The sequence below is a fragment of the Candidatus Methylomirabilota bacterium genome, from assembly GCA_036005065.1.
Taxonomy (GTDB): domain Bacteria; phylum Methylomirabilota; class Methylomirabilia; order Rokubacteriales; family DASRDR01; genus DASYQW01.
Genome location: DASYQW010000199.1, coordinates 1 through 22,045, shown reverse-complemented (window position 1 = coordinate 22,045; position 22,045 = coordinate 1). Strand labels below are relative to the sequence as shown.

23 protein-coding genes are annotated in these 22,045 nt (G+C 71.0%); 11 read left to right on the top strand and 12 right to left on the bottom strand.

Annotated features, from left to right (window positions below; all coding sequences use genetic code 11):
- The 5 genes from VGW35_14835 to VGW35_14815 form a co-directional block, all read left to right on the top strand.
- Positions 1-872 (top strand): tripartite tricarboxylate transporter substrate binding protein (locus tag VGW35_14835; protein ID HEV8308935.1); only part of this gene is annotated, 872 nt, incomplete at its 5' end.
- 35 nt (positions 873-907) lie between these two features.
- Positions 908-1,351, top strand: a complete 444-nt coding sequence (locus VGW35_14830; protein ID HEV8308934.1) for a tripartite tricarboxylate transporter TctB family protein — start codon at positions 908-910, stop codon at positions 1,349-1,351.
- 20 nt (positions 1,352-1,371) lie between these two features.
- Complete coding sequence (locus VGW35_14825) at positions 1,372-2,901, top strand: tripartite tricarboxylate transporter permease (GenBank protein ID HEV8308933.1); 1,530 nt, start codon at positions 1,372-1,374, stop codon at positions 2,899-2,901.
- Positions 2,898-3,878 (top strand): tripartite tricarboxylate transporter substrate binding protein, encoded by a 981-nt coding sequence (locus VGW35_14820; GenBank protein ID HEV8308932.1) that lies wholly within the window; start codon positions 2,898-2,900, stop codon positions 3,876-3,878. Before VGW35_14825 ends, VGW35_14820 begins: the two co-directional genes overlap by 4 nt.
- A 97-nt stretch (positions 3,879-3,975) precedes the next feature.
- Positions 3,976-4,722, top strand: a complete 747-nt coding sequence (locus tag VGW35_14815; protein ID HEV8308931.1) for an aspartate/glutamate racemase family protein — start codon at positions 3,976-3,978, stop codon at positions 4,720-4,722.
- Between the two features lie 25 nt (positions 4,723-4,747).
- On the opposite strand, the gene VGW35_14810 is transcribed toward VGW35_14815, so the two are convergent.
- The 5 genes from VGW35_14810 to VGW35_14790 all read right to left on the bottom strand — a co-directional run bounded on the left by VGW35_14810 (position 4,748) and on the right by VGW35_14790 (position 12,071).
- A complete protein-coding gene (locus VGW35_14810; GenBank protein HEV8308930.1) occupies positions 4,748-5,635 on the bottom strand; it encodes a hypothetical protein in 888 nt (295 codons plus the stop codon).
- Between the two features lie 29 nt (positions 5,636-5,664).
- On the bottom strand, positions 5,665-6,423 hold the full coding sequence (locus tag VGW35_14805; protein HEV8308929.1) for an SDR family oxidoreductase: 759 nt from the start codon (positions 6,421-6,423) through the stop codon (positions 5,665-5,667).
- A gap of 3 nt (positions 6,424-6,426) precedes the next feature.
- Positions 6,427-7,617, bottom strand: a complete 1,191-nt coding sequence (locus VGW35_14800) for an aromatic ring-hydroxylating dioxygenase subunit alpha (protein HEV8308928.1) — start codon at positions 7,615-7,617, stop codon at positions 6,427-6,429.
- 187 nt (positions 7,618-7,804) lie between these two features.
- Positions 7,805-10,927 (bottom strand): efflux RND transporter permease subunit, encoded by a 3,123-nt coding sequence (locus tag VGW35_14795; GenBank protein HEV8308927.1) that lies wholly within the window; start codon positions 10,925-10,927, stop codon positions 7,805-7,807.
- 13 nt (positions 10,928-10,940) lie between these two features.
- Positions 10,941-12,071, bottom strand: a complete 1,131-nt coding sequence (locus VGW35_14790; protein HEV8308926.1) for an efflux RND transporter periplasmic adaptor subunit — start codon at positions 12,069-12,071, stop codon at positions 10,941-10,943.
- A 134-nt stretch (positions 12,072-12,205) separates the two neighbouring features.
- Here VGW35_14790 and VGW35_14785 point away from each other — a divergent pair, with 134 nt between their 5' ends.
- Positions 12,206-12,625: an acyl-CoA thioesterase gene (locus VGW35_14785; protein HEV8308925.1), complete on the top strand. Its 420-nt coding sequence runs from the start codon at positions 12,206-12,208 to the stop codon at positions 12,623-12,625.
- 3 nt (positions 12,626-12,628) lie between these two features.
- Here VGW35_14785 and VGW35_14780 read toward each other — a convergent pair whose 3' ends face one another.
- From VGW35_14780 to VGW35_14765, 4 genes are all read right to left on the bottom strand, one after another.
- A complete protein-coding gene (locus VGW35_14780; protein ID HEV8308924.1) occupies positions 12,629-12,943 on the bottom strand; it encodes a hypothetical protein in 315 nt (104 codons plus the stop codon).
- Between the two features lie 39 nt (positions 12,944-12,982).
- Positions 12,983-13,459, bottom strand: coding sequence for a periplasmic heavy metal sensor (locus tag VGW35_14775; protein HEV8308923.1), 477 nt, complete (start codon positions 13,457-13,459; stop codon positions 12,983-12,985).
- Between the two features lie 128 nt (positions 13,460-13,587).
- Entirely contained in the window at positions 13,588-14,121 is a 534-nt protein-coding gene (locus VGW35_14770) for a hypothetical protein (GenBank protein HEV8308922.1), read from the bottom strand.
- Positions 14,118-14,636: an RNA polymerase sigma factor gene (locus VGW35_14765; GenBank protein HEV8308921.1), complete on the bottom strand. Its 519-nt coding sequence runs from the start codon at positions 14,634-14,636 to the stop codon at positions 14,118-14,120. Before VGW35_14765 ends, VGW35_14770 begins: the two co-directional genes overlap by 4 nt.
- Positions 14,637-14,895: 259 nt before the next feature.
- Here VGW35_14765 and VGW35_14760 point away from each other — a divergent pair, with 259 nt between their 5' ends.
- From VGW35_14760 to VGW35_14740, 5 genes are all read left to right on the top strand, one after another.
- Positions 14,896-15,366, top strand: coding sequence for a VOC family protein (locus VGW35_14760; protein HEV8308920.1), 471 nt, complete (start codon positions 14,896-14,898; stop codon positions 15,364-15,366).
- A 97-nt stretch (positions 15,367-15,463) separates the two neighbouring features.
- Positions 15,464-16,093, top strand: a complete 630-nt coding sequence (locus tag VGW35_14755) for a VOC family protein (protein HEV8308919.1) — start codon at positions 15,464-15,466, stop codon at positions 16,091-16,093.
- A 91-nt stretch (positions 16,094-16,184) separates the two neighbouring features.
- A complete protein-coding gene (locus VGW35_14750; GenBank protein ID HEV8308918.1) occupies positions 16,185-16,784 on the top strand; it encodes a thioredoxin family protein in 600 nt (199 codons plus the stop codon).
- A gap of 269 nt (positions 16,785-17,053) precedes the next feature.
- Entirely contained in the window at positions 17,054-17,323 is a 270-nt protein-coding gene (locus tag VGW35_14745; GenBank protein HEV8308917.1) for an alpha/beta hydrolase, read from the top strand.
- 41 nt (positions 17,324-17,364) lie between these two features.
- A complete protein-coding gene (locus VGW35_14740) occupies positions 17,365-18,564 on the top strand; it encodes a cytochrome C (GenBank protein HEV8308916.1) in 1,200 nt (399 codons plus the stop codon).
- 605 nt (positions 18,565-19,169) lie between these two features.
- Here VGW35_14740 and VGW35_14735 read toward each other — a convergent pair.
- The 3 genes from VGW35_14735 to VGW35_14725 form a co-directional block, all read right to left on the bottom strand.
- Positions 19,170-20,087, bottom strand: a complete 918-nt coding sequence (locus VGW35_14735) for a DUF1259 domain-containing protein (GenBank protein HEV8308915.1) — start codon at positions 20,085-20,087, stop codon at positions 19,170-19,172.
- A 138-nt stretch (positions 20,088-20,225) separates the two neighbouring features.
- A complete protein-coding gene (locus VGW35_14730; GenBank protein HEV8308914.1) occupies positions 20,226-20,633 on the bottom strand; it encodes a chromate resistance protein ChrB domain-containing protein in 408 nt (135 codons plus the stop codon).
- Positions 20,634-20,647: 14 nt separating this feature from the next.
- Positions 20,648-21,913 (bottom strand): MFS transporter, encoded by a 1,266-nt coding sequence (locus tag VGW35_14725; protein HEV8308913.1) that lies wholly within the window; start codon positions 21,911-21,913, stop codon positions 20,648-20,650.
- Between the last annotated feature and the right edge of the window lie 132 nt (positions 21,914-22,045).

Sequence of the window (22,045 nt, the reverse complement as noted above, 5' to 3'; positions counted from 1 at the left end):
TCCCGCCCGGGGGCCTCGCCGACCTGACCGGCCGCCCGCTGGCCTCGGCCATGGAGAAGGTCCTCAAGCAGCCCGTCGTGGTGGTGAACAAGAGCGGAGCGGCCGGCGCCGTCGGCACGCAGTCGGTGGCGGTGGCCAAGCCCGACGGCTATACCTTCGTGATCACGGTCCCGGCCATCACGACGCTCCCGGAAGTGGATCTCCTCTTCGGCCGGACGCCCACCTACACGCGCGACCAGTTCGTCCCCATCGCTCGCATCAACGCCGACCCCGTCATCCTGGTGGTGCACACCGAGCAGCCCTGGAAGAGTCTCAAGGAGCTGCTGGATGACGCCCGGCGACGGCCGAACGAGATCATCTTCTCCTCGTCCGGCCCCTACGGCGCCTCCCACGTGCCGATGGAGATGCTCCTCCACGCGGCCGGCGGCCTCAAGATGCGCCACCTGCCCACCACCGGTGGCGGCCCCGCCACCACCGCGGTCCTCGGCGGCCACGCGCAGCTCTGGTGCTCGCCTCCCGGGGTCGCCTCCCCGCACCTCAAGTCCGGCAAGTTCCGCGCGCTCGCGGTCTCGGGGGCTACCCGGCATCCGAACTTCCCCGACGTCCCCACCATGCGGGAGCTGGGCTACGACGTCGAGTACTACCTCTGGATCGGCCTCTTCGCGCCCAGGGCCACTCCGGCCGGCCCGCTCACGGTGCTGAGAGACGCCGCCCGCAAGGCTGTCCAGGACCCCGAGTTCAAGACGGCCATGGAGAAGATCCAGACCCCCATCGCCTACCTCGACGCGGATGAGTTCAAGGCCTGGTGGGACCAGGAGGCGAAGGTGCTGGCCGACGTGATCAAGCGGATCGGCCGGGTCGAGACCAAGTAGGCCCGGATACACCGGGCTGGCATCTTCCCCCCCGTATGGGTCGGCTCGACCGGATCGCCGGGGCGGCCCTCGCCCTCCTCGGCGTCGTCGTCCTGTGGGAGAGCCGGCGCCTGCCCTTCGGCACCCTCCATCATCCGGGCCCCGCCTACCTGCCGGTGATGCTGGCGCTCGCCCTGGTCGTCTTCGGGGTCCTGGTCGCGCTCTTCGGCGTCCACTCCCCCCGGCTGCGAGAGACGGACTGGGCGGAATGGCGGCACGCGGTGGCCATCTTCGCCGTCTGCGCCTTCGCGGCCTGGGGCCTCGAGCGGATGGGCTACCGGCTGACCATGGGTCTGGCGGCGGCGTTTCTCCTGGGCGTCGTCGAGCGGAAGGGCGTGATCGTCAGCCTGGGGGTGGCCCTCCTCCTGGCCGCCGGCACCTTCTACCTGTTCAACACGCTCCTGCTGGTGCCGCTGCCGCGCGGCCCCTTCGGCTGGTAAGAGCGCCGAGGGGCTCACCCGTGATCGACACCCTCCAGAACCTCTACCTCGGCTTCACGATCGCGCTCTCCCCGGCGGTTCTCTTCTACGCCTTCGTCGGCTGCCTGGTCGGCACCGTGGTCGGCGTGCTGCCGGGGGTGGGGCCGCTGGCGGGGATCAGCCTGCTGCTGCCCGCCACCTTCGGCCTCGACGCCACCCGAGCCATCGTCATGCTGGCCGGGATCTACTACGGGGCGATGTACGGGGGCTCCACGACCTCCATCCTGATGCGCATCCCGGGCGAGACGGCCTCGGTGATGACGTGCATCGACGGCTACGCCATGGCCCGCAAGGGGCGGGCGGGGGCGGCGCTGGCCATCGCCGCGGTCGGGTCCTACGTGGCGGGGACCCTGAGCGTGGTGGCCCTGATGGTCATGGCGCCGCCTCTCGCCTCGTTCGCCCTCCGCTTCGGGCCGCCCGAGTACGCAGCACTCCTGGTCCTCGGGCTCCTGGTGCTCGCCTACATGAGTGGCGGCTCCATGCTGAAGGCCCTGGCCATGGCGGCCCTCGGTCTCCTGCTGGGCATGATCGGCATCGACCAGATGACGGGCTATTTCCGCTTCGCCTATGGGATCGTGGAGCTGGGAGACGGCCTGGGGGTGGTGCCGGTGGCGGTCGGGCTCTTCGGCCTCGCCGAGATCCTGGCCACCGCGGGCCTCCCCGCGCCGCCCGCGGTCATCAAGCCCCGGCTCCGCGAGCTCCTCCCGACCCGCCAGGAGTGGCGCGACTCGGCCATGCCGATCGGCCGCGGCACGGTGCTCGGCTTCCTGATCGGGATCATCCCCGGCTCTGCCCACGTCATCTCGACCTTCGTCTCCTACGCGGTGGAGCGCCGGCTCTCCAAGCACCCGGAAGAGTTCGGACGCGGCGCGGTCGCCGGGGTCGCCGGGCCCGAGTCCGCCAACAACTCCGCCACCTCGGGAGCCTTCGTGCCCATGCTCGCCCTGGGCGTGCCCTCGGGGGCCATCCCGGCCGTGTTGATGGCCGCCATGATGGTGCACGGCGTCGCTCCCGGCCCGCTGCTCATCACACAGCAGCCCGCGCTGTTCTGGGGCTTCATCGCCTCGATGTACGTGGGGAACGTGGTGCTCCTCATCCTGAACCTTCCCCTGGTCGGGCTCTTCGTGAACATCCTGCGGGTGCCCTACCCGATCCTCTACCCCTCGATCCTGATCTTCTGCATCCTCGGCGTCTACGCGGTCAACAGCAGCCCGGTGGACGTCTGGATCATGCTCGTCATGGGCGCCCTCGGGTACCTCCTGCGCAAGTTCGACTTCGAGACGGCCCCCATCGTGCTGGGCGTTGTGCTGGCGCCCATGATCGAGCTGAGCCTCCGCCAGTCGCTCGCCATGTCCGACGGCCACTATGCCATCTTCGTCGAGCGGCCCATCGCCGCCACCCTGCTCGCCGTCGGCCTCCTGCTCGTGCTCTTGAGCCTCCGGTCGCTGCTGACCCGCACCCTGGACTGGCGGGCGCGGCTCGCCCTGGCCGAGAAGGGAGAGGGCTCATGACCATCCGGCGCCTCGCGGCCGCGATCTTCGTCCTCCTGGCGGGCTCACCCGCCTTCGCCCAGGAGCCGTATCCGTCGCGCCCCATCACCATCGTGGCGCCGTTCCCGCCGGGCGGGGTGGCCGACCTGACCGCGCGCCCGGTGGCGGCCGCGCTGGAGCGGGTGCTGAAGAATCCGGTCGCCGTCGTCAACAAGACGGGGGCGGCCGGGGCGGTGGGCATGCAGTTCGTGGCCACCAGCAAGCCGGACGGCTATACCCTGTTGCTGGCGCTCTCCTCGATCTCCATCATCCCCGAGGCCGACAAGCTCTTCGACCGCCAGCCCGCCTTCACCGTGGACCAGTTCGCGCCCATCGCGCTCATCTCGGCCGATCCCACCATCCTCGTGGTCCGGAGCGAGAGCCCCTGGAAGACGGCCCGCGAGTTCATCGAGGACGCCAAGAAGCGCCCCGGGCAGATCTCGTTCAGCTCGTCGGGGGTCTACGGCACCCTCCACATGGCCATGGAGCTCCTCTCCCACGCGGCGGGCATCAAGCTCCGCCACGTGCCCTTCGCCGGCGCCGGCCCCGCCCTCACCGCGATCCTGGGCGGTCACGTGGACGCCCTCGCCTCCGGTCCCGCCGTCGTCCTGCCTCACATCAAGGCGGGCAAGCTGCGCGCGCTGGCCGGCTGGGGCGACAAGCGGGTGGCGGCGCTGCCCGAGGTCCCGACCTTCAAGGAGCTGGGCTTCCCGGACGCGGAGTTCTACATCTGGGCCGGACTCTTCGCGCCCCGCGGCACGCCGGAGCCGGTGCTGGCCCGGCTCCGCGACGCCATGCGGGCGGCCGTCGGGGACCCCGAGTTCAAGGCCGCCATGGACAAGCTGGAGACGCCGATCACCTTCAAGCAGGGAGAAGAGTTCCAGCGGTTCTTCGAGGCCGACGCCCGGCGCCTGGCCGAGGGGGTCCGCAAGGTGGGGCGGGTCGAGCCCAAGCCCTGAGGGGACCAAGCCGGAGGACGGCCATGCTCGATGCCGTCGTGAGATCGTCTCTGGCTTCCGCGCCAGCTGTACGAGGGAGCCTCGGAGGAGTCGCCCCATGAAGATCCTGGTCGTGAACTCGAACACCTCGCCCCACATCACGGAGCTGGCCACCACCGAAGCCCGACTGGCAGCCTCCTCCGGCACCGAGGTGGTCGGCGTCACCGCGCCCTTCGGCGCCCGGGTGATCGAGACCCGGGGCGAGGAGGCCATCGCCGCCCACGCGACGCTGACCGCGCTGGCCGAGCATCACCGCGGCTGCGACGCGGCCGTGATCGCCTGCTTCGGGGACCCGGGGCTCGCCGCGGCGCGGGAGCTGCTGCCGATCCCCGTGGTCGGCATCGCCGAGGCCGCCATGCTCACCGCCTGCTTCCTCGGCGGGCGCTTCGGCATCGTCACGGTCGGCGCCCGCGCGATCCCGTACCTGCGCGAGCTGGCTGACGCCTACGGGGTCGGAGGCCGGCTGGCGGGGATCCGCACGATGGAGGAGTCCCTGCTCGACATCGGACGCCGGCCGGACGCGTACGGCGATGCCTTCGTCAAGCTCTCGCACACGGCCGTGGAGGAAGACGGCGCCGACTCGCTCATCCTCGGCGGCGCCGCGCTGGCCGGGATGGCCCGCCGGCTTCGGGACCGCGTCCCGGTACCGCTGCTGGACGGCACCGCCTGCGCCGTGCGCCAGGCCGAGACGCTGGTCGCCCTCGGATTCCGCAAGGCGACCGTCGGCAGCTACAGCCAGCCCGAGGGACGCGCGGTGCTCAACGTCGCCAAGGACCTCGCCGACCTCTTCCGGCCGACCACGTGAGGCCCCATCGCGACCGGGCGATGGCTCAGATCGCCCACCACCGCTCGATCGTCCGCCGCAGGACCTCCGGATCGCCGTAGACCGCCTCCACCGTCTCGACGAACCGCGCCGCTTCGTCGGCGGTCGGGATGAGATCCCGCGTCGGCACGCGAAAGTCGTAGACCGAGAGCGCCGCGGTCGGCAGCAAGGTCTCGACCGGAAGGGTCACCATGCGCCGTCGGGCGAGGACGCGCGCGTAGACGCCCTGGTAGACCTCCGGGTCATAGGGCACCTCGGCCGCGGGCTCCGAGGGCGCGGCCGTGACGCCGAGAGCGCGGGCGACCGACGCGAGCTGCCGCCAGAGGTCCCGAAGCACTTCCGGCGGCGCGTCCTCCGTCTCGCGGTCGTGGAGGGGGCGCCTCGCGCGGCGCGCGCGTTCGGCCTCCAGATGGCGCCGCACCTCGCGGGAGGGCACCGGGACGACGAAGCGCGTCCCGCCGGCCTCCAGCAGCGGCTCGGCGGCGTCGTCGCCGGATCGCGCCAGCTCCACGAGGCGATGGCCGACGAAGGGGGTCTCGCCGATCAGGAGGTGCGCGGCGCCGTGCGCCCGGTCCCAGCCCACCAGCGCCTGGCGCGCCCAGCCCCCCACGGCCAGCCGGATGACCCCGTGGGTGACGCCGCGGTCCTGCGGGTAGCGCCGCCCGGGACCGCATGCCTCGAACACGGGGCGGGCCACGTCCCACTGGAGCAGGTGAACCTGGCGCCCGATGCCGTGAGCGAGGTGAGCGAGCTGGTGGAGGAGGAGACTCTTGCCCGTGCCCGGGAGGCCGGCGAAGAACACGAGCCGCCCCGTCTCCGCCAGCTCGCGCAGAGCCGCGTAGAGACGGGGCGCGCCGCCGATGACGAGCTCGCCCGGGGTGCCGCGGGCGTCCACGGTCCTCCCGAGGCGGATGTGCCTCCCCGTCAGCCGCGGCCGATGAAGGGCATCTTGGTGGCCATGACGGTCAAGAACTGGACGTTCGCCTCCAGGGGAAGGCTGGCCATGTAGAGCACCGCGCTCGCCACGTGGGCCACGTCCATCAGCGGCTCGACCGCGACGGTGTCGTTCGCCTGGGGAACGCCCTTCGCCATGCGGGCCGCCAGCTCCGTGAGCGCGTTCCCGATGTCGATCTGGCCGCAGGCGATGTCGTACTTCCGCCCGTCCAGCGACGTCGACCTGGTGAGGCCCGTCATCGCGTGCTTGGTCGCGGTGTAGGGGGCGGAGTTGGGCCGGGGCGCATGCGCCGAGATGGAGCCGTTGTTGATGATCCGCCCGCCGCGAGGGTCCTGGCTCTTCATGAGCTTGAACGCTTCCTGCGTGCACAGGAACGCGCCGGTGAGGTTGATGTCCACCACCGCCTTCCACTGCTCGTAGCTGAGCTCCTCGAGCGGGATGCCGGGGGCGTTGATGCCGGCGTTGTTGAACAAGAGGTCGAGCCGGCCGAACGCGTCCCGCGTCTGCGCGAAGAGGGCGCGCACGGACTGGGGATCGCTCACGTCGGTGGGGACGGCCAGCGCCCGGGCGCCGGCCGGCCCGGCCTCGGCCACCGCCTGCTCCAGCCGCTCCTTGCGCCGTCCGGCCAGGGCGACCTGATACCCCGCGCCGAGGAGCGCGAGCGCGACCGCCTTGCCGATCCCGCTGCCCGCGCCGGTCACGATGGCCACCTTGTTCGAGGCATTCATCGGTCACTCTCCGATCGAGTGGGTTGTTCTCGGTCGCGCGACGCCCCATGCCTCCGCGCGCATCGCGCGCGGCCGGTCGGCCTCGTCCAGCACCTGGTCCAGCACCCAGTTGTTGACGCGGTGAACCGCGGGCTCCCGGAGCGCGAACGGGCCGGGCCGGCGGAGGACCGAGCCGAGTCCCGCCTGCTGGGCCTCGCAGATCGCGTTGTCCTCGCCGATCCCCGTCTCCCAGCGGTGGAAGTACCGCTTGACGCCCGCCTCGAAGTCGGGCCGGGCCACCGTCGCCCGGGGGAAGCAGAACCCGACCCCGAGCCGCGAGCGCGTGGGGCCGAGCGGGAGCACCCGCAGCCACCACATGCAGTCCTGGGTGCAGGCGAACTGGGTGGCCGGGTGGAGGATCGTGAAGTAAGTCCCCTGGGCGGGCCGACCGGCGAGCCCGGGGACGTGCGGAAACGGCGCCGTCTCGCCGGGAAGGACGGCGATGCTGGTCTCCTGGGGGATGTAGATGGCGTCCCAGTGCCCGCGGGTCTCCTCCGGGAGCGCGTGCTGCTGGCCGAGGCTCGCGTGGTGAACGGTCCCGGTGTGGTACTCCTCCATGGCGTTCTCGACCAGGAGCTTCCAGTTGCAGGCGACGTCGTAGTCGAGGCGCCGCACGCAGACCATCCGGTCGAAGCCGTAGCCGCCGAGCTTCTCGGCGAGGTCGCCGAAATGCTCGGCGAGGCCGGGTCCGGAGGGATCGAAGCTCACGAAGACGAAGCCCTGCCACGTCTCGCAGCGCACCGGCGTGAGCCCCCAGTCGGCCCGGTCGAATCCCGGGCGGTCGCGCATCCCCGGCGCGCCCAGCAGGGCGCCGTCCGGCCCATACGTCCAGCCGTGGTACGGGCAGACGATGGTCCGGCAGCGCCCGCGGCCGTCGAGGAGACGGGCGCCCCGGTGCCGGCACGTGTTGGCGAAGGCGCCGAGGCGGCCCGCGCCGTCCCGCAGCAGGACGAGCGGCCCCGGGACCGTGTCGATGGTCAGATAGTCGCCCGGCGCCGCGACCTCGTCGGCACGCCCCACGAAGTGCCACCCCGGCCCGAAGATCCGGTCGACCTCGCGGCCGTAGAACTCCGGGCTGGTGTAGCACCAGGCGGGCAGCGTCTCCGCCTGGGCCACCGGGCGCCGCACGCCCCGGTAGTGCGCCGGATCGAACATGTCCACGCGCCCGAGACCTCCTGGAGGCAGTCGCCGCGTCGCGGAGCCCGAGGGTCCGGGCCCGCGACTCCGGCGGGATCGCGCGACCGCTTCTCAGGGAAGCTAGCCCGCCGGCGCGGGACTGTCAATCGCAGGTCTGAGGCGCCCGGCTCAGGGGGGTGCGCCGCGTTCCGGGATCCGGGCCGGGCTATGGCGGCGAGACGCTGGTGCGCCCCCGGCCCCGGTGGAGCCGCGGGGACGGCAGGAGTCGACGCCACCGGAAGCCGGCGCCGAGCCGGCGCTCGAGGCCCTCGAGGGAGAGGTAGACGACCGGGGTCACGTAGAGGGTCAGGAGCTGGGAGAGGAGGAGCCCGCCGACGACCGCCAGGCCCAGCGAGCGGCGGACCTCGGCGCCGGCGCCGAAGCCCAGCGCGATCGGCAACGTCCCCATGATCGCCGCCACCGTGGTCATCATGATGGGGCGGAAGCGGACCAGCGCCCCCTGGTAGATCGCCTCGGCGGGCGGCTTCCCGGCCCGCTGGGCCTCGAGGGCGAAGTCGATCTGCATGATGGCGTTCTTCTTCACGATCCCCAGCAGCATGATCAGGCCGATGAACCCGTAGAAGTCGAGGTCGCGGCCGAACAGGAGAAGGGTCAGGAGCCCGCCGACCCCGGCCGACGGGAGGCCGGAGAGGATGGTCAGCGGGTGGATGAAGCTCTCGTAGAGGATGCCGAGGACGATGTAGATCACCAGGACCGCGATGAGCAGGAGCAGGCCGAGGCCTCTCAGCGAGGACTGAAAGGCCTGGGCCGCGCCCTGGAACGTGGTCGTGATGGTCGCCGGCAGGTGCAGCTGCCGCTCGACCCCCCGGATGCGAGCGACCGCGTCCCCCAGGGAGACGCCCGGGCTCAGGTTGAAAGAGAGCGTGACGGCCGGGAGCTGGCCGACGTGGATCACCGAGAGCGGGCCGACACCCTGGCGCACGGTCGCCACCGAGCCCAGCGGCACCAGGCGCCCACCGCCCGCCCGCACGTAGAGGAGCGAGAGCGCGGCCGGGTCGCGCTGGTACTCCGGCGCCAGCTCCATGATCACCTCGTACTCGTTGGAGGCGGTGTACATCGTCGAGACCTGGCGGGAGCCGTACGCGTTGAACAGCGCGCCCTCGATCTGCCCGGCGGTGAGCCCGACCGCGGCCGCCTTCTCGCGGTCGATGTCGACGACGGCCTGGGGGCTGGCCAGCTCCAGCGTGCTGTTCACGTCCCGGAGGCCCGGCAGACCCCGGAGCCGCCCTTCCAGCTCGCCGGCCCACCGGTAGAGCTCGGCGGTGTCCCCGGAGAGCAGCGTGTACTGGTAGAGGGCCTTGGTGAGCTGCCCCCCCACGTTGACCGCCGGCGGGTTCTGGAGGAAGACGCGGACCCCCGGGATGCGGGCGAGTTTCGGCCGCAGCTCCTGGATGACCGCGTCGACCCCCGGTCGCTCCCGGCGCGGCTTCAACCGCACGAAGACCAGCCCCGCATTGGGCCCGCGGACGCCGACCGCCGAGACGAAGCCACCGACGTGAGGGTCGTCGAGCAACACCGCGTTGACCGCCTGCTGGTAGCGCAGCATGGCCTCGAACGAGGCGTCCTGGGCGGCTTCGGTGAAGCCGACCATCTGTCCGGTGTCCGGGCTCGGGATGAAACCCTTGGGGATGACCACGAACAGCCCGACCGTGACCGCCACGGTGGCGGCGAAGCTCGCCAGCACGAGCCCGCGGTGGCGAAGCGACCAGCCGAGCGTCCACTCGTAGCGGTCGCGGAGCCAGTCGAAGGTCCGCTCCGAGGCCCGGTAGAGCCGCCCGCGGGCCGCGCCCGGCGGCCGCAGGAAGCGGCTCGCCAGCATCGGGGTCAGGCTCAGCGAGACCAGGCCGGAGATCAGGATGGCGACCGCGATCGTCACCGCGAACTCGCGGAGCAGGCGGCCGAGGATCCCGCCCATGAACAGGACGGGGATGAAGACCGCGACCAGCGACAACGTCATCGAGACGATCGTGAAGCCAATCTCGCGGGCGCCCTCCAGCGCCGCGGCCCGCCGCTCCTGACCGTGCTCCATGTGGCGGACGATGTTCTCGAGGACCACGATCGCATCGTCGACGACGAACCCGACCGAGAGCGTCAGCGCCATCAGGGAGAGGTTGTCGAGGCTGTAGCCGAGGAAGTACATCACGCTGAAGGTGCCGATGATCGACATCGGCAGCGCGGCGCTCGGGATCAACGTGGCCGAGACGTTGCGGAGGAAGAGGAAGATCACCAGCACGACCAGGGCGATGGCGAGCCCGAGCGTGAACTGGACGTCGAAGACCGAGGCCCGGATGGCCTCGGACCGGTCGAAGACCAGCTCCAGCTTGACGGCGGCCGGAAGCTGGGCCCGGATGGCGGGCAGCAGCCGCTTGACCCCGTCGACGACCGCGACGGTGTTGGTGCCCGGCTGGCGCTGGACGGCGAGGGTGATGGAGCGGGTCCCGTTGTACCAGCCCGCCACCTTGTCGTTCTCCACGCTGTCGATCACGCGCCCCAGCTCCTCCAGGCGGACCGGCGAGCCCTCCCGGTAGGCAACGATGAGCGAGCGGAAGGCGGCCGCCTCGGTCGGCTTGCCGCTCGCCTCGATCGTGAAGGCCCGGCTCGGGCCCTGGAGCGTCCCCGTCGGGAGGTTCGGGTTGCTCTGGCGGAGGGCCTGCTCGACCTCGTCGAGGCCGATGCCCCGAGTCGCGAGCGCCCGCGGGTCGAGCTGGATGCGCACCGCGTACTTCTGGGCCCCGAAGATCTGCACCTGGGCGACGCCCGTCACCGTGGACAGCCGCTGGGCCACCAGGGTGTCGGCGTACTCGTGGACGGTCGAGAGCGGCAGGGTCTGAGAGTTGAGCGACAGGTAGAGGACGGGCTGGTCGGCCGGGTTCACCTTGCGGTAGGAGGGCGGGCTCGGCATGTCCGCCGGTAGCGAACGCTGGGCCTGGGCGATCGCCGCCTGCACGTCCTGGGCAGCGGCGTCGACGTCGCGGTCGAGCGAGAACTGCAGCGCGATCGTCGTCGAGCCGCGCGAGCTGGTCGACGTCATGGAGTCGAGCCCGGCGATCGCCGAGAACTGGCGCTCGAGCGGCGTCGCGACCGCCGCCGCCATCGTGTCGGGGCTCGCGCCCGGCAGCAGGGCGGTCACCTGCACGGTCGGGAAGTCCACGTTCGGCAGGTCGCTCACCGGAAGGTCACGGTAGGCCATGAAGCCGAAGACGACGAGCGCCAGCATGGCGAGCGTCGTCATGACGGGCCGGCGGATGAACAGCGCGCTCACGCCGATCCGCCCGCGGCCGTCACTGGGGCCGGGCGCCGGCGGGGGCCGCGGCCGCCGCCGTCGGCTTCGTCTCCACCCGCGCGCCCGGGACCAGACGAAGCTGGCCTTCGGTGACGACCGCTTCCCCCGTCCCCACCCCTTCGGCGATCACCGTCTCGGCGCCGACCTGGCGGGCGACCCTCACCGGGCGCGACTCGACCGTCTGGTCCGCCTTGACGACGAAGAGGTAGGCGCCTTGCTGGCCGGTTTGCACGGCCTGGGCCGGGACGACGATGGCGGCCGGTTCGGTGGTCAGGGTGAGCACGACGTTGACGTACTGCCCCGGCCACAGCGTCCCATCCCCGTTCGGGAAGGTCGCCTTGAGCTGGATCGTGCCCGTGGTGGGATCCACGCGGTTGTCGATGAAGCTCAACTGCCCCTGCCCCAGCGGGGCGGCGTCCTGGGGGGCCAGGGCGTCGACCGCGAGCGTCCCCTGGTCCCGGTACTGCCGGACCGCCGGGAGCTCCCGCTCGGGCATGCTGAAGGCGATGTCGACGGGCCGGAGGCGGTTGATGACGACGAGCGGGGTGTCGTTGGCCTTGATGAGGTCCCCCTCGTGGACGAGGAGGGCACCGCTCCGGCCCGCGATCGGCGCCCGGATGGTCGCGTAGCCCATCTGGAGGCGCGCGTTCTCGACGACGGCGCGATCGGCCTGCACGGTGGCCTCGAGCGCCTGGGCGGCCGTCCGCAACCGGTCGTACTCCTGCTGGGCGACGAAGCCTTTCTGCGCCAGCTCGGCATAGCGCGCGGCGTCCCGCCGGGCGTTCTCGAACTCGGCCCGGCTCTTCGCGAGACTCGCCTCGGCCTGGCGGACGGCCGCCTCGAGCGGCCCGCGGTCGAGCGTGAAGAGGAGCTGGCCCTCGGTCACGTCCTGACCCTCTTTGAAGCGGACCTGGGCAAGGATGCCCCCCACCCGGGCGCGGACCGTCACGGTCTCGGACGGCTGCACGTTGCCGATCGCCCTGAGCTGGACAGGCATGGGCTTCTGAACGGCGGTGGCGACAATGACGGGGACCGGCGGCGGCGCGGCCCCGCGGCCCTCCCGCTCGCCCGACCGGGAGCAGGCGACCGTGACGGCCGTCAGGCAGAGGACGGCCAGGACCCGGCGCATGCTGCGTGGAGCATGCAACCCCCGAACCAGGCAGGGCGGCGCTCGGGCCTGTCGTCGGGCTCGCTCGGCTGGGACGCCCGGCCGGCTTGACGCCCATCGGGGCCCGGTGCTCTATTGCTCCGACAGGAGGCATCGTGCGGGTCTGCGTCTCCCGATACATGGTCCAGTGGGCGCACTGCGACCCCGCCGGCATCGTCTTCTATCCGCACTTCTACACATGGTTCGACCAGGGAACGGAGCGGCTGTTCAAGGCGAACGGCCTGTCCTACGGCGAGCTGCGGCGCGACTTCGGCGTCGTCGGCATGCCGCTCCTGGAGACCGGCGCCAGGTACGAGAACGCCTGCCAGCTCGGCGACGAGCTCGAGCTGCACACCTGGGTGGACGAGTGGGCGGGCCGCACGTTCCTCGTGAAGCACCGGATCCTTCGCGCCGACGGGCGCTCCGCGCTGGAGGGCTTCGAACGGCGGGCGTGGGTGGTGCCCGATCCAGCATCGCCCAAGGGACTCCGGGCGATACCGGTTCCCGAGGTGGCCATCGCCCGCTTTCGCGACTGATCCTCAATCGGGGAGGAGCTGCAGGCTCAGGGCGACCGTGACGAGCACCATGTATGTGAGCCCGCCCACCAGCGCGATGACCACGACGCTCACCTGGAAGGTATCGCGGAGCATGAGCCACAGCACACGCTGGGGAACGCCCGACTCGCCCACGCCTCCGGTGGCGCGCCGAGCTCTCCACTGGACGCCGACCAGGTCCAGCAGGGCGGCGCCCAGGGCGCCGAGCACCACCACGCCGATCGCGGTGCCCGCCCCGCCGCGGAACGCCACGGCACCGACAGCCATGCCCGCCAGCATCACGAAGATGACGGCCGTCATCGCGCGCCCCGATGCGCCCCCCCCGGACCGGCCAACCCTTTACGGCTGGCCCTCGAGCAGCGTCCGTTCCTCCGCCCGCAGGGCTCGGAGCCGGTCCTTCACCTGAGCCGCCTTGGCGAGCTGCTCGGGGGTCAGCACCGCTCGCACGTCCAGCGCGACCTTCAGCGCTTCCTGGAGAAGCTGCTCGCGGAGCTGCGCGCTCTGCTGGAGCATGGGCGTGAAATCTCCCGGCAGCACGGTACCCGCCGCGAAGAGCTTGTCCGCCATCGCCTCCTGGATCCCCCGCAGCTGCTGCCACAGCGCGGTGAACGCGGGCCGGTGGGACGCGAGGATTTGTCGCACCTGCGCATCCTGCTCGGGTGTGAGATTCACCGACCTCAGCACGGCCGGCAGCATCATGCCGAAGCCGTCCATGCCCCCGCCGCCCCGCATGGGCCCGCGTGGCTGGCCGTAGAGCGGCGCCGACCATCCGCCCAGGATCAACGCCGAGATCACCAGAATCCGCCATGTGCTCATGGTTCCCTCCGTCTCTCCGTGACCGCCTCGCTCACCGTCGCGCGACGGAACCGGGCCCAGACTCGACCAGCCCCGGGACGCCGACGACCCAGGACGACGGGATGCGACGGGGATCGGCCCGGGCCGGCTCATCCCTCGAGGGCCGTGGCGAGGTCCCCGATCTCTCCCCGGTGCTCCGGCTCACAGTCGCTTCCGAGTGCCACCGGCCACTCGCACCACCCGTCGAGCGCCGTCAGCACTCTGCCGAAGAGCACCTCCTCGGCCGGCGGCGCCGCGCCGCGCTCGATCGCGGAGAACAGGCCGGCCGACGTCGCCTGCAGGACCGGCAACACGTCGGCCTCGGCGCCGGGAGAGCCGGCGGGCGCACCGGGCCTCCCGGGCCGCCCGGCGTTCTCCATCCAGAGTCCCCCGGCGATCACACCCGCGATGGCCAGCCCCGCGGCCGCCTGCATCCAGCCCCGGCGACGCGACTCGGCGCGGCGGGCCGCTCGGTGCCGAGGCGGAAGGCTGTCGAACGCCCGCCGGATGACCGCGAGGTCGCTGGCCAGCGCGCCGTACCGTGTCCCGCACGCCGGACAGGCGGCCAGGTGGTCTCGCTCGGCCCGGGAGCCCTCCCCGGCCTGGAGCAGAACCAGCACGTCATCCTGCAAGCACCCTTTCATCCTTGCTCTCCCAGGACCGCGCGAAGCTCCCGAACTGCCCGGAACAGATGCTGCTTCACGCTGCCCACGCTCATCCCGAGCATCTCCGCGACCTCGGCTGTCGACCAGCCTTCCAGGTGCCGGAGCACGAAGACCTCGCGCTGCCGGCGCGAGAGCCGCTGGAAGCCCCGCCAGATCCGCCCGCGTGTCTCGCGGCTGACCGCCTCGTCCTCGGGCGTGCCAGCGCTCGCGACGGCCCCGTCGTCCAGCGGCTTTCCGCCCTCCCGCCACCATCGCCACCAGCCCGAGCGCCGCCGGTCGCGACAGGCGTTGACGGCAACCCGGGTGAGCCACGGCCCCCACGCCGTCGACGGGGCCCCGGGCTGCAGGGCCCGATGGAGCTTGAGGAAGACCTCCTGGCCGACTTCTTCCGCCTCGTGAGGGTCGGCCAGGAGCAGACGACAGAGCCGGAGCACGCGCGAATAGTGGGCCGCATAGACCTCGTCGTAGGTCGCCTCCGCTCCCGGGACCACCATCGATGGGCGCATCCACGTTCTACCTGGTTTGACGAATGAGGGTCGGGATCGGTTGACACGGAGGCGTGAGGCCCGGACCCGAGACCCGGACCCCGAGACTTGGGCCCCGCCCGGCGCCCGCCCTCCGGCTCGAAGACGGCCGCCCCGGCCACGCGCGCAGCGTTCCTGGAGGTACAATACCGATGGACGCACGGCCCGCCCATGAAGGCGATGAGCGAGACCCCTGGCCGCCTGGCGTCAGTCAGCGAGGACTCACACGATGGAGACGGCCGCGACCGGTATCGGCCTCAAGCGCTTACAGCACCTGGTTCTGTGGGTGTCGGACGTGGAGCGTAGCGTGCGCTTCTACCAGGACGTGCTCGGCTTCGAGGTGAAGGCGCGGTACCCGCGGGCGGCCTTCCTCAAGATCCCGGGCAGCCCCGACGACCATCACCTCGGCCTGTTCGAGCAAACGGGGGTGCCGGGGCCCGACGAGCAGGTGGCGCGCATGTACCACTCCGCCTGGGAAGTCGGCGACATCACCGACCTGCTCCAGGCGCGGCGACGGCTGATCGAGACGGGCGCGCTGGTCGGCTCGTCGAATCACGGCGTCAGCCTGTCCTTGTATGCCAAGGATCCGGACGGGCTGGAGTTCGAGATCTTCTGGACGGTGCCGGACGGCCGGTCGGCCCCGACCCGGGCCTTGGACCTCGAGGGCGAGCTGGCCCGGCGCGGCATCCCCGTGCCGTGAGGGCGATCCGCCGGCGGATGCCTTACAATGTCGTCAGCAGGCGAGCCCGCGGCGACCGCCGGTACCCCGGGCACCCCACGGATCACGGAGGGGCACCATGCCGAACGATGACGCGCACGCTCCCGCACCGCCGGGCCAGGCCCAGCCGCCGCGCGGCATCAATCACGTCGTCCTCAACGTGCGAGACCTCGACGTCTCCCACCGGTTCTGGACGGAGATCCTGGGCTTTCGGTGCGTCGCCGAGCTCGGGCCCATCCCGGGGCGGCAGCGGCCGAGGATGCGCTTCTACAGCGGCCTCGACGCCGGCGGAGAGGTGACCCATCACGACGTGGCGCTGGCCGAGGTCCCCGGGGCCGACGGCCCCGGCGGCGCCGACCACGAGCCCTGGAGCCTGCTGCCGGGCCGGACGGGGCTGAACCACGTGGCCATCGCGTGGCCCGACCGGGAGTCGTGGCTCCGGCAGATCGCCTTTCTCCGGAGCAAAGGGATCCCGTTCCAGCGACGTGTCAACCACGGCATGACCCATAGCGTCTACATTTCCGATCCCGACGGTCACGGCATCGAGGTGCTGTACGAGCTGCCGCGAGAGGTGTGGCACGGGGACATCAACGCGGCCCAGGATCACGCCGAGCTGCTGCCCACGGAAGGCGACGAATCGCTGGTCGATCGGACGGACAACCCCGTCTTCGGCGCGCCCGCGGCGTCGCCGGTCGCCAGCCGGTCCTGAGCCTCGTCGGCGTCGCGGGGCGGGCGCCCACGCCGCCTCGTTTCGCGTCGAACGACCTTCAACGTCGAGCCCACAGGAGGAGAGAGCGACCATGGCCCAGCTGAGGATTCCTCTGGACGCGCAGCGGTTCGCCAGTGGCCTGACCTGGAAGGACTACCTGGCCCAGATGGGCGACACCCGGGCGCGGACCGAAGAGAACTACCAGAAGGCGTCGCTGACCGAGGACGAGCGGAAGTTCTTCGCCGGCCTCGGCCAGGTGCGGTATGCCCTGATGCTCGCCGAGAACTGGTGCGGGGACGTCCACCGCAACTCGCCGATGCTCGCGCGAATCGTGGAGGCGCTGCCGAACTGCGAGCTGCGCGTGTTCTTCCGTGATCAGCACCTGGACCTGACCGATTGCTTCCTGAACAACGGCTACCGGTCCATCCCGGTCGTGGTGTTCTTCGACAAGGACTGGAACGAGATCGGCCGCTGGATCGAGCGCGCGCACGCCGCCACGGTCAAGACGGTCGGGATCCGCGCCCGGACGCTGGATACGGTCCCGCCGGACAAGCAGGAGGCCATGATGCCCGAGTTCCGGAAGCAGGTCCAGGACGAGTACCACGCTCCCGGTGGACCGCTGTGGCGGGAGGCGGCCAAGGAAGTGCGGCTCATCCTGGAGCAGCGACTGGGGCTGGCGGCCAAGAAGTAGCGGCCGCGATTGACAACGCGCCGATGAGGGCGCAGACTCGCGGCGGGCTGCCCTCCATCTCCGAGGAGGTGTCCCGTGCCGATCGATCCGACGGGCTCCGTCCCCTCTCGCCGCGCGTTCCTGGGAGCTGCCGGCGTCGGCTTCGGCTGGCTCGCCGGCGCTGAGCCGGCGACCGCTCAGGCCACCGGCGCCGCGGCACCGCCGGTGGGGACTCCGGCCCCCGACGCCGGGAGCGGCCCCATACCATCCCTACCGGGACCTACCTGGACATGAGCGCGAACCTGCCGGTGGTGGATCCCGCCCGGGTGACGTCCCCGGTGCTGCTCGTGCGGGGCGAGCACGACGGGATCGCCACCGAGGAAGATCTCCTCGAGTTCTACCGGCGGCTACCGAACGCCGACCGGCAGCTCGTCGTGCTCCCCGGCGCGGCCCACTCGCTCGGCTTCGACCTGAACCGCCACCGCCTCTGGCACCTCGTGCGCGCGTTCCTCGAGATGCCGGCTCGCCTCGATCGCGGCGCGAATGGCGGGAAGCCATGAGGTACGGAGGAACCATGTCGAGGCATTCAGCTCTCTCCCTGATGGCCGCCGCTCTGCTGTGCACCGCGCTTCCTGCCTGGAGCCAGGAGTTGCCCGATGGAAAGGGCAAGGAACTGGTCGCGGCCCAATGCAACAGCTGCCACCCGTTCCACGCGCGCCTCGGCGGCGGCTACACGGCCGAGGGCTGGCGCACCGTCATGCGGATGATGATCAATCACGGCGTGCCGATTCCGCCGGATCAGCTGGCGACGATGACCGAGTACTTGACCAAGAACTTCCCGGAAAAAGGGAAGCCCGCCGGCGTGGTGATCCCGGGGCCGGCCAAGGTCTCGATCAAGGAGTGGCAGGTGCCCACGCCCGGGTCGCGGCCGCACGATCCCCTGGCGACGGCGGATGGAGCGCTCTGGTACACGGGCCAGATGAACAACGTGCTCGGCCGGCTCGATCCGAAGACCGGCCGCTTCAAGGAATATCCCCTCAAGACGCCTCACTCCGGACCTCACGGTCTGGACGCGGATAAGGCCGGCAACATCTGGTACACCGGCAACACCGGCGCGTTGATCGGCCGGCTCGACCCGAAGACGGGTGCGGTCACGGAGTACAAGATGCCGGACCCGGACGCGAAGGACCCGCACACGCTGATCTTCGACAAGGCCGGTATCCTCTGGTTTACGGTGCAGAACGCCAACCGCATCGGACGGCTCGACCCGAAGACCGGCGAGATCAAGCTGCTCACGCCGCCGACGCCGAAGTCGCGCCCCTACGGCATGGCGCTGAATTCAAAGGGCACGCTGTTCGTCGTCCAGTTCGGCACCAACAAGGTGGCCAGCGTCGACCCGAAGACGCTGGAGATTCGCGAGTACCCGTTGCCGGATCCGGCCTCGCGCCCGCGGCGCCTCGCGATCACCGGCGACGACATGATCTGGTACAGCGACTTCTCGCGCGGGTATCTGGGTCGTCTCGATCCCGCAACCGGCAAGGTGACCGAGTGGCAGTCTCCGAGCGGGCCGAAGTCCGAGCCGTACGGCATCTCGGCGATCAACGACATCATCTGGTACAGCGAGTCCGGATCGACCCCGAATACGGTCGTGCGCTTCGATCCCAAGACCGAGACATTCCAGAGCTGGGCGATCCCGGGCGGTGGCAACATCGTGCGCAACACCTCCGTCACGCCGGACGGCGACTTCGCGCTGGCCAACAGCCTGGTCAATGCCGTGAGCCTGGTCAAAATCGCGAAGTGAAGAGCAACGGCAAATCGCCATGGGAATCCGGTCGGGCCGGACAACTCGGGAAAACAGCCCTTCCGTGGCATTGGGACTTTCAGGACGTCGTCCATCATCATCCCGTTGATTCCCAGGATCGTTTCGATGGCCTTCGTATCCAATGTGGCTCCTCCTATGAGATGACGGGTGCCGTGTCAGGCGGGCGCGCGGTGAGGGGGCGGCGCCGCTGCGTTGCCCTGGTCGATTCGGAACGCCTGCCGGCGACAGATTGCTCGTACCGCCTCGACCGCTCACCATCGCCGCCTCGCCGTGGCGGAGAGCGCGTCGACGGGGGAGTGCGCAACCCCGCCGACGCGCCCTATCCGCTCACGTCGATCGCTCATCGAGCCGATGGCGACGACCCGTTGGCCGCGGTCGATCGTAGCCATCCACCGCGCACGACTATCAGAGCGAAATGCCGAGACGGTCGCCAGCCAAAGTGGGCACCCGGCATCGCCGGCAGCGACGGGGCAGGACTCTACTGACGGCTGACGCGTTGGCCATCGTCCTTCCGCGCCCCCACGCCGCCCAAGGCGTCGCACGGAACAAGTGGATTCCGAACGAGCTGGCCCGACTGGTCTCCGCTACTTTCGGCTGTTCGTGAGATCCAGCGCCGCCCGAAGACCCCGGGCCAGCTTCAGCGCGTCGTCGTGCGCCCAGAAGTGCATGTAGAACAGGCGCGGCTCATCGCCGAGGGCGTGGTTGTGCAGCGCCGTCACCTCGATGCCGTTCGAACGGAGCGCCCGCGCCACCGGGTTCACCTCGCGGGCGATCAGGACGAAGTCCCCGGTGATGGCGGCCTTTCCGTCGCCGAGGTCCTGGAAGTTGAAGGGCATCCCGATCCCCATGGCCGGCGGCAGCTCCTCGCCACCCTCGGTGATCGTCTCCGCGCGCGGGACCCCCACCTGGAACACGCGCGGGTTCAGCAGGGTACCGGAGCGGCCCATGATCGCCTCGATCTGCTTGGGGTCGAAGCTCGGGCCACCTGCCGCCGAGCTCGCGGCCGGCGCGCTCGCCAGCGGCGTCGCGCTGGCCGAGAGGGCATCGTGGATGGCGGCGGATAGGCGCACCGCGTCACCGTGCCCGCCGTAGTGCATGTACATGACGTGGGGGGACATCTCGTTGAGGTGGTTGTGCACCGCGGTCACGGTGAGGCCCCCCTGGAGCAGGCGGGTCATGACGGGGGCCACCTCCTCGTCGCGGAGCACGAGGTCCCCCATGACCATCGCCTGATCCCCCATCGGCTTGAAGGCGGCATACGAGCCGAGCGCGAAGGCCGGCTCGACGCGGATCCCTTGCACGGTCACGGTCAGGTCGGTCCGAGGGAAGCCGATCCGATAGACCCCGCCCGGCAGCAGTTGCCCAGACTTCCCGATGGCCTGCTCCACCGCCTTCCAGTCCGGGGCCGCTGCCGCGCGGTGGGTGTGTCCGATCACGGCGAGCGCGGCGAGAGCGACGAGGCCGCCGAACGCGATCCAAGACTTCCAGGGGCGCAGGTTCATGACTGACTCCTTTCTTGAGGGCCGGATGCCCCGACCAATCGGCGTTCCCTCGCGATTGACTCGGCCGAGGGAGGGATCTGCGGCATCGCGAGGACGCGGGTTACTGCGGGCTGAGCGCGGCCTTCGTCCTCCTCCCGCTCACCCCGCTCGGTGCGGAACAGCGCCAGGGCGGCGCCCGCGAGGAGGGCGAGGAGCAGGGCCACAGGCGAGCCGGAAGCCCTCGGCGATCGCATCCAGGCCTCTCGACTCTGGCGTCAGATCCTTGGCCGCCGTGTCGGCGCCCCGGACGATGAGCGCGAGCTCCTGGAGCGCCGGGTCCGTCAGCTTGTACTTGCGGATGATGGCGTCGAAGGTGCATTCAGCACCCTGGTGTCCGAGCTCCACGTTTGGCACATCGAACGGGATCGCCCCCTCTCGCTTCGCCACGTCGGCCACCTGGTCGGCGGGCACGTAGAGGAACTCCGCCTGGGGATCCACGAAGCGCCGAATCAGCCACGGACAGGCCACGCGATCCACCTTCGGTCGCGCACGGGTTACCCATTTCATCGCCGACCTCCTCGTTACGGGTTCATCGCGAGCGCGGGCGCGGGCGGCTGAGTTTCCTCCGGCGGTCGCACTCTGCGAAAGAGCACGAGGATCACGATGTCGTAGACGATCTTGAGGCCCCCCGCCGCGAGGAAGGGGAGGCCCAACGCAGGAACTGCGAGCATCGAACCGGCAATCCCCGGGGCAAGGGCGGCGGCCATGTTGCGCGCCACGGCCAGCACGCCCGCGGCGGCGGCGCGCTCATCCGGATCGACGACGGCCATCGTGTAGGACTGGCGCGTCGGGACGTCCAGCTGAGACAGCAGGTGACGCGCCAACAACATCGCGACCGCCAGCGGCAGGGTCGGCATGAGCGGCACCAAAACGAGCAGGACGTTGGAGGGCAGGTGCGTGAAGACCATCGTGTTGAGCAGACCGATCCGCTTCGCGAGAGGCGCCGCCGCGAGGAAGGACAGGGCCGCGAGGACGTTGGTGCCGAAGAAGATGCCCGCCAACGTGCCGGTATCGACCCCGTACCGCAGCGAGAACCAGTAGGCGACCAATCCCTGTAGCACGAACCCTCCGGCGAAGGCGTCCAGCGCGAAGAGCGCCGCCAGCCGTGCCACGACGCCGCGCGAGCGCCGCACGCCGACGCCCCGCAGCCGGTCCCGGCCGGTGTCCCGCCCGGCCTCGACGCGCGAGCTCAGGCTCCCGAACAGGCCGAGCAGGATCAGGGCGGCTCCCGCGTAGGCCCACAGCAGCGCCCGATAGCTCTGGAGCGGCGTCAGGCCGGCCAGAGGGGGCACGCCGACGGCGAGGGCGCCGACCGCGCCCGCGAGTGAGCCCACGAGGTTGTACCAGGCGAAGACGCTCGTCCGGTGCTCATCCGTCGTGGTGTTCGGCAGCATCGCCTGTTCGACCGCGAGGAACGGCCCGACGTCCTTGCCCGACGGGCTGATCGTCCCGAGCACCGCGGCGGCCACGAGCAGGAGCCACTGGTCGGTTTCGGCGAAGACGACCCCGGCCCCCGCCATCAGGAGGGCCCCCGCCAGCTGCACGCGCCGGCGGCCGACCCGATCGGCCACCGCCGTCAGGACGATGGTCATGACGGCGCCTCCCACGAGCGACGCCGTGAAGATCCCGCCGATCGCGGCGGGACTGAACCCCCGCGCCGCCAGGGAGGGGCCGAGGATCACCGACAGGAAGCCGTAGGCGAAGGTGCGCAGGCCGAAGGTCACGAAGAGGAGCCAGCCGTCCCGTGACAGCGCCCTGGCCCACCCGGGAGGCCCGCTGGTGGCCATCGGCTCAGCGCCTCTCGCCGTCGACGTACACCGCGGCGCGATGGCTCGTCGGGAGCAAGGCATAGACGCGGTGGCGCGTCTGATCCAGGGCCATCGTATGCGCCCCGGGCTCGGTGGGAACCGTCTGGACGT